12 protein-coding genes are annotated in these 14,616 nt (G+C 59.6%); 11 read left to right on the top strand and 1 reads right to left on the bottom strand.

Going from position 1 to position 14,616, the window contains the following annotated elements:
• Window positions 1-5 precede the first annotated feature (5 nt).
• From DES53_RS01785 to efp, 10 genes are all read left to right on the top strand, one after another.
• The gene (locus DES53_RS01785; protein WP_113956492.1) at window positions 6-1,439 is read left to right on the top strand and encodes an N-acetylmuramoyl-L-alanine amidase; all 1,434 of its coding nucleotides are present in this window, start codon (window positions 6-8) and stop codon (window positions 1,437-1,439) included.
• The gene (locus DES53_RS01780; protein ID WP_113956491.1) at window positions 1,436-2,902 is read left to right on the top strand and encodes a shikimate kinase; all 1,467 of its coding nucleotides are present in this window, start codon (window positions 1,436-1,438) and stop codon (window positions 2,900-2,902) included. Before DES53_RS01785 ends, DES53_RS01780 begins: the two co-directional genes overlap by 4 nt.
• Window position 2,903: 1 nt before the next feature.
• The gene (locus DES53_RS01775; RefSeq protein WP_113956490.1) at window positions 2,904-3,128 is read left to right on the top strand and encodes a hypothetical protein; all 225 of its coding nucleotides are present in this window, start codon (window positions 2,904-2,906) and stop codon (window positions 3,126-3,128) included.
• Between the two features lie 61 nt (window positions 3,129-3,189).
• Window positions 3,190-4,239, top strand: a complete 1,050-nt coding sequence (gene queG, locus DES53_RS01770; protein ID WP_113956489.1) for a tRNA epoxyqueuosine(34) reductase QueG — start codon at window positions 3,190-3,192, stop codon at window positions 4,237-4,239.
• Between the two features lie 62 nt (window positions 4,240-4,301).
• Window positions 4,302-5,501: a serine hydrolase domain-containing protein gene (locus DES53_RS01765; protein ID WP_113956488.1), complete on the top strand. Its 1,200-nt coding sequence runs from the start codon at window positions 4,302-4,304 to the stop codon at window positions 5,499-5,501.
• A gap of 47 nt (window positions 5,502-5,548) precedes the next feature.
• Window positions 5,549-6,013: a hypothetical protein gene (locus DES53_RS01760; protein WP_147263151.1), complete on the top strand. Its 465-nt coding sequence runs from the start codon at window positions 5,549-5,551 to the stop codon at window positions 6,011-6,013.
• A gap of 41 nt (window positions 6,014-6,054) precedes the next feature.
• The gene (locus DES53_RS01755) at window positions 6,055-8,202 is read left to right on the top strand and encodes a beta-galactosidase (RefSeq protein ID WP_113956486.1); all 2,148 of its coding nucleotides are present in this window, start codon (window positions 6,055-6,057) and stop codon (window positions 8,200-8,202) included.
• A gap of 197 nt (window positions 8,203-8,399) precedes the next feature.
• Window positions 8,400-10,649 carry a patatin-like phospholipase family protein gene (locus tag DES53_RS01750; protein WP_170156780.1) on the top strand — a complete coding sequence of 750 codons (2,250 nt, stop codon included), beginning with the start codon at window positions 8,400-8,402 and terminating at the stop codon, window positions 10,647-10,649.
• 80 nt (window positions 10,650-10,729) lie between these two features.
• Window positions 10,730-11,728, top strand: a complete 999-nt coding sequence (locus DES53_RS01745) for a DUF6807 domain-containing protein (protein ID WP_113956484.1) — start codon at window positions 10,730-10,732, stop codon at window positions 11,726-11,728.
• Between the two features lie 177 nt (window positions 11,729-11,905).
• Complete coding sequence (efp, locus tag DES53_RS01740) at window positions 11,906-12,472, top strand: elongation factor P (RefSeq protein WP_113956483.1); 567 nt, start codon at window positions 11,906-11,908, stop codon at window positions 12,470-12,472.
• Between the two features lie 72 nt (window positions 12,473-12,544).
• On the opposite strand, the gene DES53_RS01735 is transcribed toward efp, so the two are convergent.
• Complete coding sequence (locus DES53_RS01735; RefSeq protein ID WP_211325412.1) at window positions 12,545-13,594, bottom strand: tRNA dihydrouridine synthase; 1,050 nt, start codon at window positions 13,592-13,594, stop codon at window positions 12,545-12,547.
• 134 nt (window positions 13,595-13,728) lie between these two features.
• Here DES53_RS01735 and DES53_RS01730 point away from each other — a divergent pair, with 134 nt between their 5' ends.
• Entirely contained in the window at window positions 13,729-14,550 is an 822-nt protein-coding gene (locus DES53_RS01730) for a hypothetical protein (protein ID WP_147263147.1), read from the top strand.
• Window positions 14,551-14,616: the final 66 nt, after the last annotated feature.

Here is a 14,616-nt window from a genome sequence, read left to right as displayed (position 1 = left end):
GGGTCATGTCATTCTGGAACTGGAGATGTTTGAAGCCCGCGATCGGCACCGCAGTGGTGGCGCTGTGCGGGGGAGCCATGCCCGCGCAGGAGGCTCCAGCGCCTGCAGTTCCGGCTGTGCCTCCTGCGGCACCGGCATCTGCCTCCCCCCCACCCGCACCTCCCCCGCCCCCCCTGACGCAGGAAGACAGCCCACCCCTGCTCACCGTACCCACCGTCCCCGACAAGCCTCTGCTCAGTCCCCTGGCCGACAAGCCGGACTGGAACACACTGAAGGCGGTGGCAGGCACCATGACACGGACCGAGTTTCAGCAGGCCACGGCCTCCGTGTACCTCGATGATTCCGCCCAATTGCCTCCGTGGCACATCGAGGGAGACTCGCTCATGGTGGAGACGTCCCCCGGGCAGCCCCCGATCACCATTGCCTTCGTCCGCGAGGATGCTCTGCGGAGCAAGCCCATCCGCTACTGGCGCACCGCGCAGGAGTTACCCCCGCTCCAGAAGGGTGATTCACCGTTGAAAGGATTGCACATCGCCCTGGACCCGGGCCACATCGGGGGCGGCTACGCCCAGGTCGAGGAGCGCTGGCTCAGCATGCGTCCCGGTGAGGCCGTGATGGAAGGGAGCCTGGTCCTGCAGGTGGCCAATCTGCTGAAGCCACGGCTTGAGGCTCTGGGTGCTGTGGTGACCTTTGTGCGGTCTCAGGAAGCTCCCGTCACCACGCAGACCCCGGACTCACTCCGGCCCGTGGCAAAGCAAGTATTGCTCGATTCAGGCATCTCCAATCCCCCAGACTCCTATACCAATCGCTACGACGAACGGCGCATCATTTCCGTGCAGTGGCAGGCGGAGAAGCTCTTCTACCGTGTGAGTGAGATCCGGGCGCGTGCGAACCGGGTGAATCAGGAACTGAAGCCCGATCTTGTGCTGTGCCTGCACCTGAATGCCGAGGCGTGGGGTGACCCGGAAAAGCCCGCCTTCGTGCCGCAGAATCATCTTCATCTGCTGGTAAATGGCTGCTACAGCCCGGCAGAACTACGGCATGAGGACATCCGCTTTGAGATGCTGCAGCGTCTCTTCAGCCGCGTGCAGGAATCCGAGATCCCCATGGCGGATACGGTAGCCGGAGCCATGGCCCAGGCCACGGGACTGCCAGCATATGTCTACACGAAAAACACAGCCCGGCGCGTATCCGGCAGTCCCTACGTGTATGCGCGCAACCTGCTCGCCAATCGCACCTACCAGTGCCCGGTGCTCTATTTTGAGCCCTATGTGATGAATCACGAGGAGACCTACAAGCGGCTGCTGCTGGGCCACTACATCGGGCGCACGCTGCTGGATGGCCACCTCGTCTCCAGCCCGTTGGAAGACTACACACGCGGTGTGGTGCGCGGTCTTGAAGAGTACTACTCAGCCAACCGCAAGAAGGAGGCTCCATGAGATACCTCGTCATTGGCTGTGGCTACATCGGTGAGCGGGTCGCGGACCTGCTGCACGAGGCAGGGCATGACGTGGCGGGAGTGACGCACTCGCCGGAGTCGGCACAGCGCCTCGCGGCCGCCAAGCCCTACCCAGTACATGCTTTCGACGTGAGTCAGGCGGCGGAGGTGCAGGCCCTGTCAGAAAAATTCGGAGGCAGCCCTGCGTGGGTCATTCACTGCGCGTCCTCCAGCCGCGGTGGCGCGGAAACCTACCGGCAGGTGCATCTGGCGGGCTGCAACAACCTTCGGGCTTCGTTTCCGGCGGCGAAGATTCTCTTCACCAGCAGCACCAGTGTATATCCACAGACAGACGGGTCGGTGGTCACGGAGGAGAGTGATGCCACTCCCGACAGGGAGACCAGCCAGATCCTGCGTGCGACCGAAGAGCTTGTGCTCGCCGGTGGCGGCAGTGTGGCCCGGCTCGCGGGCATCTACGGCCCCTCGCGGTCCTTTGTGCTGAAGAGCTATCTGGAAGGCACGGCCACCATTGAGGGAAATGACGGCAACGGCCGCTACCTCAATCAGATTCATCGGGAGGATGCCGCACGCGCGCTGGTGCATCTCACCACCACTGCACCGCTGGGCATCTACAATGTGACGGATGACACGCCGGTGACGCAGCGAGAGTGCTACACCGCGCTCTCGTGGCGTTTTGAGAAGCTGATGCCCCCAGTCACGGAACCCAATACCCAGCGCAAGCGTGCGTGGACGCACAAGCGGGTATCGAATGCAAAGCTCCGCAGCACCGGATTCACCCTGAGCTATCCCTCCTACGAAGAAGCCATCGCGCAGGACCCGGACCTCGTGCGGTCGATCATGGTTCAATTAGGTGGCAATGGAGCGGCGCCTTCCGCTGCCGATGCCTCGCGTGGGTGTAATGTGATTCTCGTGGGTCTCATGGGCTCCGGAAAGTCGACGGTGGGCCGCATGGTGGCGCAGAGCCTGGGCTTTGGCTTTGCGGACACGGATCATCTCATCACGGATGTGGCAGGGCAGACCATCCCGGAGATCTTCGCGGCAGAAGGTGAAGAAGGATTTCGCGTACGTGAGACGGCAGCTCTGCGCTCGTTGATTGGGCGGGACGGCCTGGTGATTGCCACGGGCGGCGGGATCGTCACACGCCCGGAGAATCTCCCCCTGCTGAAGCAGCTTGGTTTTGTGGTGTGGCTCAGTGCCGACCCCAATGTATTGCATCGCCGCACGGCCCACAGCCACGATCGACCGCTGCTGAAGAATCCCGATCCCGCAGGAACGTTGCGCAAACTGCACGACGGCCGGAGCCCGCTCTATGAGCAGGCCAGCGACATGAAAATAAATACCGATGACTTCTCCCCGCAGGATGTAGCTTATGGCGTGGCGGAGACGGCGAGGGTACACTTCAGCAAGGCATCCCCCGCCCCTCGCACGCATCCTCACTCATGAAATGAAGACCCGGACGAACAAGCTGATTGGCCCTCAGGTCGCCGCCTGGCTGCTGCTCACGATTCTGCTCCTCGTACCCGTGGCTTTCCTGGCCTATTTCTTTCCCTGGGTTCTGGGTCTGATTTTCGTTTCAGGCTTGATTGTAGGGACGGTGCTCCACGCCAAGGAAAAAGGGTCCTGGAGTGCAGTGCGGTTGTTCTTCAAAGAAATCATTTGGGGATGGTAGGCTGGCAGCGTGCATATGACTAAAGCAGAGCATCCATGCGCCGCCATGGACTGCAGTTTCGATGAATTCCCTCCTCAAGGCCGAACTGCAAGCACTGGCCGCACAACTCGGCTTCAGTGATTGCCGCATCGCGCCTGCACTGCCTGCGGCGCATCGCCATCTCTACGCGCAATGGGTGGCTGAGGGCAAGTATGGTGACATGGCCTGGATGGCGCGGAATCTGGACCGCCGCAGCGATCCGCGTGTGGTGCTGCCGGGGGCACAGTCGGTGGTAATGTTTGCCATGAATTACTTCCAGGGTGCTGAGGAGCCCGGGGAGTTGGAAGGTCGCATCGCCCGATACGCGTGGAATGACGACTACCACGACATGATTGAGAAGAAGCTGCGCGAGGTGGATGCCTTCCTCATCTCGCGTGGTGGTTCGCAACGCTTCTACGTGGATACGGGCCCGGTCCTGGAGCGCGACTTCGCCAGCGAAAGCGGCCTGGGATGGAATGGAAAAAGTACCATGCAGATCCACCGCAAGCTGGGCACGTGGTTTTTCCTTGCGGACATCCTTACCACTCTTGAGCTGCCTCCGGACACGCCTGCGCATGACCTCTGCGGCAAATGCACACGTTGCATCGATGCCTGTCCCACGAATGCCATCACGGGACCCCGCCGCATGGATGCACGGCGCTGCATTTCTTACCTCACCATCGAGAGCAAGGGCAGCATCCCACTGGAGTTCCGCAAGGCCATTGGTGATCATCTCTATGGTTGCGACGACTGCCTGAATGCCTGCCCATGGAATCGCTTCGCCCAGGTGTCGCGAGAGGCCACCTTTGCGGCGCGCGAGTCGGTCTTCTCGATGAAGTTGCGCGAGATGCTGGCGCTCACGGATGAGCAGTTCCGCGCGCTCTTCAGCAAGTCTCCCATCAAGCGCATCAAGCGACCCGCCTTCCTGCGGAATGTGTGCGTGGTGCTGGGCAATATCGGCACGGAAGAGGATCTCCCTGCCCTGCGGATCGCTGAGGCAGATGAGCACCCGATCATTTCCGAGCACGCCCAGTGGGCCATCGCGGAAATCGAGGCGCGAGTCGGCGATGGATTTTCTCGGTCTGCGGTGTAGAGAGGCGGCTCGTCCCTCCCTGCCCCTACCCTGCTGTTTCACGCTTTCCTCGTTGTCCTGCCATGAGACCCTTTTCCCTTCGCTCATTTGTTGCGACCGCCACAGCGGTTGCCGTTTTGCTCTCGCTGCACACACCCGCGAGCGCTGACTACAAACCCGGACGCATTGCTGCGGCCTTGCAACCCTTTGTGGGGCAGAACACCCTCGCTGGCGCCGTAACCCTCGTGGCAAACAAGGACAAGGTGCTGAGCCTCGAAGCCGTCGGGTGGGCGGACATCGACAAGAAGAAGACGATGCAGACGGACGGCGTCTTCTGGATTGCCTCCATGTCCAAGGCCATGACCGCCGCCGGCCTGATGATCCTGGTGGACGAGGGCAAGGTGAAGCTCGATGACCCGGTGGAAAAATACCTGCCCGAATTCGGAGGACAGATGCTGGCGGAGAAGGGTGACGATGGGCGCTTCGAGCTCAAGAAACCTTCGCAACCGATCACCGTTCGGCAAATTCTTTCCCACACCAGCGGCCTGCCCTTCAAGTCGTCGATCGAGCAGCCGGTGCTGGACATCTACACCTTGCGCCAGCGCACCATCAGCTATGCGGTGACGCCTTTGCAATCAGAGCCGGGTTCTGCCTACCAGTACAGCAATGCCGGAATCAACACGGCGGCCATGATCATCGAGATCGTGAGCGGGATGAAATACGAGGAATTCATGAACGAACGCCTGCTGGCGCCGCTGGGCATGAAGGACACCACCTTCTGGCCGGATGAAGATCAGGTAGCCCGTCTTGCCAAATCGTATCGACCGAATGCCACCAAGGATGGACTTGAAGAGTTCCAGATCACCCAGCTCACCTACCCGCTCACGAATACGAAGCGGCAGTGCATGCCGGGAGGCGGCTACTTTTCCACTGCGATGGACGTCTCCAAATTCTGCCGGATGCTGCTGAACAAGGGCACGCTCAGTGGCAAGAGGATCCTGAGTGCAGACGCGGTGAAGCAGATGACCACGGTGCAGTCTGGCGAGGCAAAGTCCAAAGACCAACTCGCGGACTACGGCTTCGGGTTGAAGATCACGACCAAAGAGGGCGGTGAGGATTCCCTGAGCGTGGGCAGCTACGGCCACGGAGGCGCCTATGCCACGCAGATGTGGGTGGACCCGGTGCGTGGACTGGTGGTCATCCTCATGGTACAGCACGGCGGATTTCCGTTCGATGCCGGAAAGAAAATCAATCCCACGGTGCTGAAAGCGGCGTTGGAGTGAGGGTTGAACTGCGATGGATGTCCGGGAATGCTCTAGTGCAAATCGCCATGAACGAGAACTCACTTCCTCAGATATTGGAGTCTCCGATCTTCGGTCTTCTTACACTCTCTGAGGTCTGCGTCCCCGGATTTCACTCCTTCAACTACTCCGCCGAATGGGCAACGGACCACCACGATCTGATTAGTGTAGTATTCCATCCACCATCCCATGACGCCACTTCATGGACAAAGGACCTACGGCAGGCGGAATCCAGGGGACAGGACATCGTTGCTTCTGAACAGACCATTCTCTCAACAGGCAAAAAAATCTTTCGACGGCTTTTTAAACATTACCAAATCGCGCCCGCAGACATAGACAAAATGTTCCCCTTCCTGAAACTCTCCATCATCAAGCTGGTATCCTCGGGCAACGACGAGCTTGTCTACGAACCGTGCCAGCCATTTCCGTCGTTTAATCTTACTGTCCTACTCGACCGCGAATTCAGGGTGACGGAGGCAAGTTTTGGCGGATAGGGTCGTCACGTCCGATAGTTCCCTTCAACCCTTCCTTTTCCGTGAAGCACTTTCTCACTCTTGCCTCGGCATATCTTATCTCGGCGTGGGCTCTTCATGCAGCCAACCTATCCCTCGTCCACGACGGCCTCGAAGTGGATGCTGGAAGCCTCGGCAAGTTCATCGTGGAGTATCCCACGTTCTCCGATGCGCAGCAGAAGCCGGTGCACAAGCTGGTGGAACGCAAGGCGGCTGGGAAATCGGTGACCATCAAGTATGAGGATGGCGCGCAGGTGGAGATGGCTGTTGGCCAGGGCGGGCAGGTGACGATGACGATGTCCAGCATCCCGTCGGATGTGAAGCACTTCGATTTCCAGATGCAGATCCCGATTGCCTACAACCAGGGCGGCTCGTGGAAGATGGGAGACAAGACTGGCGACTTTCCAAAGACAAAGCCCGCCTCCCCGCATCTTTTCCAAGGACATGCCCCTTCCCTGAACATCACGAACTACGAGGGCAAAACGCTCACCATCGCCACACCGGAGTTCTCGTTTCTGCAGCTCGCGGACAATCGCGAATGGAACTGGGCCATCTTCCATTTCAAGTCGGTGACGCCCTACGATGCCAGCAGGAACACGGTGACGCTTACGATCACGGATGCAGGTCCCGCCGGTGGCGCGAAGGCCAAGCCACTGGTGGATTCCTTTGGCCAGAGTGCCCGTGAGGAATGGGCCGACAAGGTGAAGAGCGTGGAAGAGTTGAAGGCGGATGTCGCTGCGGAGAAAAAATACTACGACGGTCTGCAACCTCCGGCGCGTGATGCCTTCGGGGGCCTGCCGGGCAGCAAGGAGAAGCTCGGATTGAAAGGGACCGGTTTCTTCCATGTGGAGAAGAAGGGAGACCGCTGGGTGCTCGTGAATCCAGCAGGCAACGCCTTCTTCCACCTCGGTCTCTGCGGTGTGAATCCCAATGACGACTACACCCTCGTGAAAGGACGCGAGAGCGCCTACGAATGGCTGCCTTCGCCCCAGGGTGAATTTGCCTCGGTGTTTCGTCCGGACAGTGGTGGCACGATTGTTTCGTTCCACTTGGTGAACCAGATCCGCAAGTATGGCCAGCCCTACGGCATCGAGAGCTACACCGCGCGGATGATCGAGCGCATGCGGAAGTGGGGCTTCACCTCGGTGGGAGCATTTTCCGAGAGTGGTGAACAGGCACGCAAGGCAGCAAGCTTCCCCACGGTCTCTCACCTCCCGCTGAATTTCTGGGAGGGCATTCCCCGCATCGCAGGCATCCACGAGACCTTTGATCCCTTTGATGAAAAGACCCGTGCATTGGTGCAGAAGAACCTGGCCAATGTGCTGCCTGGCAAAGCCAACGATCCGCTCATCATCGGCTGGTACATTGTGAACGAACCCATCTATGAGCAGATACCCCACATAGTGCCGACGCTCAACGGCAGCCATGCGTGCAAGCTCCGCTTCGTGCAGTGGGTGGAGGAGAAGTACAAGAACATTGCCGCCTTCAACACCGCATGGGGCACAAATGCGACCTCGTTTGGCGCACTGACCGACGTCGGGCTCGCGATGCAGACGGATGCTGCAAAACAAGATGCCATCGCCTTCGCCAGCGTCTTCCTGGATGAGTACATGAAGCTGGTGTGTGAGAACACCCGCAAGCATGACCCCAATCACATGATCATCGGCAGCCGCCTGCAGCCCGGCACCATTTCGCACGAATGGATCAGCCGCGTGATGGGCAAGTATGTGGATGTGATGTCCTTCAACTACTACACGTATGGCCTCGACACGGGTTTCCTGAAGCGCATCTACGAGTGGACCGGTGGCAAGCCGATGTTCCTCAGCGAATTTTTCTGGTCTTCACCAAAGGACAGCGGCCTGGAGGGCGGGCGCGATGTGAACAGCCAGCAGGAGCGCGGTCTTGCGTACCGGAACTACGTGGAACAAGGCGCAGCGCTGGGCTTCGTGTTGGGCATCGAGTGGTTCACCCTGGTGGATCAATCCGTGACCGGCCGCTGGTTCTCCGGCTTCGACGGTGAGCGCTCCAACAGCGGCGTCATCTCCGTGGCGGATCGCCCATGGAAGGGCATGCTCGAAGAGGTGATGAAAACGAACTACAACATCTACAAGGTGTACCTCGGCGAGAAGGCGCCCTTTGTGTGGGATGATGCGCGGTTCAAGGTGAAGTGAGGAGGAAAGTAAACAGCGTGCACCGGGTGATGTGAGGCATCGCTCAAGGCTCGGGGACATTTATCATCGCCGTGCTGCCTGAGATGGCGGCGAACTTGGACTGCTGGAGCTTGCTCCAGCAGTCCAAATCACCGGACTCCCGTTTCTTCTTTACATCGTTCCATGCAACCTCCCATCATCGGACGCAATACGGAGCAATGAAACACACCACCGCTCTCACCACGGCGTTCTTCTTGATGGCCACGATCATGCAGCCTGTGACCGCACAGGAGCCTGTCGCGAAAGGGGGCGATAGCGCACGCCCCAAAGTGGGCCTGGTGCTCAGCGGCGGCGCGGCCTTTGGCATCTCCCACATCGGCGTGCTCAAGGCCCTGGAGGAACTGCGAGTACCGGTCGACTACATCGCAGGCACGAGCATGGGCTCAATCGTAGGGGGACTGTACGCCAGCGGCATGCCACCCGAAGAGATTGAGCGTTGGTTTCGCGAAGCGGACTGGCACTACCTTCTCTCGGACAGCCTGCCACGCGAGAGCGAATCTCTACGCACCAAGGATCGTGGCTTTGCGCTCAACCAGGGCGTGGAGTTCGAAATCAAAAACAACACGCTGAAACTTCCGGCCGCCTTCGTTTCGGGACGGAACATCATGGCGAGCCTGCGCAAGCTCACCGTTCCGGTCCGCGATGTGCACGACTTCAATCACCTGCCCATTCCCTTCCGCGCGATCGCCACCGACATCCAGACAGGTAACAAGGTCGTGATGGGCGAAGGCGACCTGGTGCAATGCATCCGCGCAAGCATGTCCATTCCGGCCATCTTCCTCCCGGTGGAACGTGATGGCAAACTCCTGGCAGACGGCGGCTCCGCCAGCAACCTGCCCATCAGCACCGCGCAAGACATGGGCGCGGATGTAATCATCGCCGTGGATGCTACCGAGGCGCTCAAGAAAGCGGATCAACTGGATACCGCCGACAACATGGCCCTGCAGGTGGTGTCCATCCTGCTGAACAACCAGATGGACCTGGAGAAGAAACTCCTCAAGCCAGACGATGTGCTGCTGCGCACGATTGTGCCGGACATCTCGGCGATGGATTTCGCGAAAGGCGTGGAGGGCATTGCCGTCGGCTACGCGGAAACCATGAAATCCCGGGAGAAGCTTTCCCGCCTCTCCCTGACACCTGAAGCCTACGAGCGCTACCTCTCCCGGCAAAGACTCGCCCGTGAGGAGGCGGTGATGGTCGACTTCGTCAAAGTGCGCACTCCGGACGGTCGTGTGACCAATCACCCGGTAAGGCGCCCTTTCAACTTCCTCCTGAATGATGAGGACGCGAGGATTCACATGCAGGACATCGTCGCGGACCTCGGGGAGTTTCACCAATACGACGTCGGCGACTATGAGGTGATTGAGGAAGGTGGCAGCCGCGGGCTCTTAATCACAGCGCGTGAACCGAGAGCCGGCCGGCACCAGATTCATTTCGGGCTCGATTTTGGCTACAGCTCCACGGACGAAGGCGACTACAACCTGCTGCTCGCTCATCGCATGACGGACCTGAATCGCTGGGGAGCAGAATGGGTGAACTACCTGAGCCTGGGAACAACCACCCAAATCCGCAGCGAATGGTACCAGCCGTTGGATCCCGAGCGTCGATTCTTTGTGGCCGTACATGGACTTGCATCCAGCTCCTTCATTGATGCGCGAAGCGAGGATGATGACCCCATGCGCTTCCGCCAGAAGGACTACATCGGCGGCGTGGATGTGGGAATGCGCCTGTGGCAGGCGGGTGAGTTCCGTGTGGGCTATGCCGGCGGATCGAGTGAGATTCATCGACGACTCGGTGTACCTGATGATGTGCCCACCCAAGGCGACCGAGGATGGCTTCACGCAGATCTCTCGGTGGATACCCTGGACTCTCCCAATTTCGCTACGCAGGGGTTCTACGGTCAGGTATCCGTCGCGGCCTCACGTCGGGAGTTGGGGGATGTGGCGGATTACACCAGGCTGTACGGACAGGTCTACAAGCCACTAACCTTCGGGAAAAACACCATCGTGCCGCGTATCAGTGGCTCAGTGAAGCTCGATGGTGACGACGTGCCGCTCTACGATCAAGGATCGCTGGGTGGCTTCCTGAACCTCTCCGGACTGGCGCCGGGTGTGTTGTTTGGGGAGAGCTATGCGGTCGCAGAGTTGGTCTACTATCGCAAAGTCATGGATCTGAATCCCTCCACAGGCCGTGGCATCTATGCAGGATTCTCCGCAGAGTATGGTGAGGTGTGGGGACCAGGTCGCGGATTCGACCTGGAAGAGGGCACCCTTGCGGGCAGCATCTTCCTGGGAGCAGATACTGTCTTCGGTGGGCTCTATCTAGGCGCCGGTGTCGCGGAAGGTGGGGATGTAGGGATCTACCTGCAGCTGGGACGTCTCTTTGATCCGAATGTGCTCCGGAAGTGATCGACCTGGGCGCTGCTCGTTGATGAAGGATTCTTGTCCCGGACTGCGTCCTGTATCGGGAACCTTCCTCACGGCTTCCCATGCGCACGCTTCCTCTCGCCCTGCTCTGCTGCTCAGCCCTCGCATTCCCCGCATTTTCTCAAGACACTTCCACCATTCCCAACACCAAGCCGGTGCCACGCCTGCAGGTGCTGCCGCTGCCGGACCATCAGGCGAGCTTCCAGTTGGATGGAAAGGAACTGACACGCTTCCACTTCGACCCGGAGGCGAAGAGACCGTTCTGGTACCCCATTCAAACGACCATGGCGCCCTCCCTGGTGCGCATGGGGCATCCGCATGATCCGCATGGGCACCGCCACCACTACGGTGTGTGGATGACACACAACTCGGTGGATGGCGTGAGCTTCTGGTCAGATGAAAAGGACAATGGCGGGAAGAACGAATACGGCAGCATCCGTGTGAAGAACGTGCTGGGGTACTGGGACGGTGAGGACTCCGCCTCCATGATGACCCTGAATCACTGGGTCTCTGAGCGCGACCAGCGCATCCTTCTTCTCGAGAAGCGCCATACGGAACTGAAGCTGCTGCCGGATGCCACCTCATGGCTGCTCATCATCGACAGCGAATTCACCGCGCCGAAGGGCAAGACGACCACCTTTGACCAGAACAACTTCGGCCTGGTGGGTGTGCGCATGGCAAAACAGCTCGGCACGGCCGATGGCGGCGGGCGCATCCTGAACTCCGAGGGCCAGATTAATGAGGAGCAGATCCATGAGAAACCCGCACGCTGGTGCGACTACAGCGGTCGCCTGACGAACGACGAAAAAGGCTTCGCCGGCATCACTCTCTTCAACCACCCGCAGAATCCCTACAACCCCACTGACTTCCACGTGCGCAAGGACGGCTGGATGTGCGCCTGCTTCTCTCGCAATGGTGCTCTGACCGTGAATGACACCACCCCACTCCGAGGGCGTTGGGCTCTCTGGGTCCATGAGGGGGTGGCAGCCAAGGAGAAGTGCGAGGAGATGTGGCAGGCGTTTTGCAAGCTGCCGGTGGCCGATCTGGCGAAGAAGCCGTGAAAAAGACGTCGTTTTCAGGAACCGACTCCGCATCGTTTAAGTTTCCGTACCCCCCTCATCCTGAAAACTGAACACTGAACACTGTACACTTGCCCCCACCCGCCCGCGGCAATCCACCTCCCCCGCCTCCTTTCCCTAGTTGCAATTGCCCCATTCCTCTCTAAGTACCGCCCTCCCATGGCTTCCGTCCCCGTCATCAATCTCCGCAAAGGTCACGCTGTTCGTCACAACAACGACATTTGCGTCGTCTCCGACTACGAACTCAAGACGCCTCCGCGCATGGCTTCGTACGTCCAGATGTCCATCCGCAGCATCACCATCGGCAAGGTGTACAACCTGCGCATGACCTCCAACGAGTCCATGGAGTCGGTGAACCTGAACCGTGACTCCCACGAGTACAGCTACAAGGACGGCGACGGCTACCACTTCATGCACCCCGAGACCTTCGAAGACGTACTCTTGGGCGACGACAAGGTGAAGGACGTGAAGAAGTACCTCATCGAAGGCCAGAAGTACCTCATCGTTTTTGCGGACGAAGTCGTGGCCGGCATTGAACTTCCCCCGTCCATCGTGATGGAAGTGACCGAGGCTCCCGAAGGCGTGCGTGGCGACTCCGCCAACAACGTCTACAAGACCGCCACCATGGAAACCGGTCTCGACGTGCAGGTCCCCCTCTTCATCAATCGCGGCGACAAGATCAGCGTGAAGACCGAAGACGGCAGCTACCTGGGCCGCGCGAACTAAGTTCGTTCCAACATTCCTTTTCGAAAACCGGTCTGCACGCAGACCGGTTTTTTTACGCTCGCGTGACGACCGCTATTGGTGCACCCCCGCCAGCACGTCCTTCGCCTGCAAGTCCAGCTCGAAAGGTTCCAGTGACATCTCATCCCCGTGATCCAGATGCTCAGCACACAGGGCGAAGAGTTCGGCCTTGGTCTTCACGCGACGCATCGCATGCAGGAAGGCGCCGCTAGGCTCCACGCCGAGACCGAGGAAGTTGAGGTACTTCTTCATCTTCTGCACCTGCAAGGTTTCAGGCACTTCAGGTGAGGTGACGGCATCGTAGAGGGCGTGGATGTACGCGAGGACGTCGCGGCCACGAGGCAGCAGGATGGGCTCGCCGTGCTGATGCTGCCGGATCTGCTGGAACATCCACGGATTGCGAATCGCTCCACGGCCAATCATGAGGCCACGCGCGCCGGTCTCTTGCAAGATCTGCTCCGCCTTCTTCGCGGAGGAGACATTGCCATTCGCCAGCACCGGGCAGGACATCGCCTGCACGGCGCGGGCGATGAAGTCGTAATGCACGTCACTGCGATACATCTCCAGCACGGTGCGACCGTGGACGGTGAGGAGGTCGATGGAGTGCTTCGCGAAGATGGGCAGGAGACGGTCGAAGACGGCATTGTCATCAAAGCCGATGCGGGTCTTCACGGTGAACTTCACCTGCACGGCATCGCGCAGGGCGCCGAGGATGGCATCAATGCGTTCCGGCTCGCGCAGCAGGCCGCCGCCGGCGCACTTCTTGTACACCACGGGTGCCGGGCAGCCGAGATTCAGGTCCACGGCGGCGATGGGGTACTGCTGGAGCTCTTTTGCCGTGCGTACGAGGGAGGGAATGTCATTCCCAATCATTTGCGCCACGGCAGGCATGCCGGTGGGATTCTCCGCGATGGAGGGCACGATGCCCTTCTCCAGCTTGGAGTCGGCGTGGACGCGGAAGTACTCCGTGTAGTACACGTCCGCACCGCCGTAGGCCGTCATGAGCCGCCAAAAAGGCAGGTCCGTCACGTCCTGCATGGGGGCAAGGGCCAGCAGCGGCTCCGGGCGGGCCAGGAGGGCATTGAGGTGCTGGACAGGAGTCATGATTTCGGGGGGGCCAAAGATACAGGCAACGTCAACCTACAGCGGCTGTGGCGAGCATTGATTTACTCCATTCTTTGTTCATAGTCGCCGCCGTTCAGAGGCAGGACGACAACTAGTATTCTGGAGACAATTTCATGGATTCCAACCGAGAATATCCACCCCACCAAAGCAGATTGGGCAGCATCCAGCCCCCGGCTGCGGAGGCCGCCAAGCTCGGCCGGCTGGAGGCTGGTCATGCCCACTATCACGCCTTGCCTCCGCCAGTACAAGAACGTCTCCTCAAGCGCCTGGACGCCAACCGGAGCGGGCAATTTGCCATCGACACGAGTTTGTCCGGCTCAAGGGTGGTCCTGTGCTTCATTGCCCTGCTCCCCATGGTGTACGTGGTGGGGTATGGATTCAACGCCCGGTGGAAGGGTTCTACCGAATTTTGGCTGGGTGTGGTGACGCTGGTCGCAGCCCTGATTCAGATTGGCATCGTTCTCAGCACCTGGAAGCTCTTCACTTCCAAACTGAAGGACTGGCTGGTAATCACGCCGCTCTACATCATCAAGACCGAGGGCAATGAAGTCTCTTTCTGGCCTCTCTGGACGCTGACGAAATTGAAGGGCACCGCAGAATACGTGAACGGCTTTTACTCGATGACCAATCTCAAGATGGAATTTGGGAGTGGTCCACATTGCAGCGATATCGACTTCAAATCGAAGCACGGATACGAGCGCATCGTGGACAAGTTGAACGACTTCGAAGCAAAAATACGCCAGGCGATCCACACGTCCGATTGGAATTACCTCTCCCAGCAGGATGATTTCCGCGAATACAACGCTGCTGAGGCGCCGATTCTGAAGAAGGGCTCTTCTTTGGGGAAGTGGATCACCGCAGCGTTCGTCCTCGGACTCTACATCACTGCGTATGTGATGGCCTGGCAGGCCAATGCCGCGCTACCGTTGAAGTGATTGGCTCATTTTTTGCCGGCCCGCATCACCGGCGGGACGAGCAGGTTTCCCCTCTTGCGCCCCGGG

Source organism: Roseimicrobium gellanilyticum (genome assembly GCF_003315205.1).
GTDB lineage: Bacteria > Verrucomicrobiota > Verrucomicrobiia > Verrucomicrobiales > Verrucomicrobiaceae > Roseimicrobium > Roseimicrobium gellanilyticum.
Note: the sequence above shows the minus strand (reverse complement) of the source record. Positions and strands in the feature narration are given on the sequence as shown.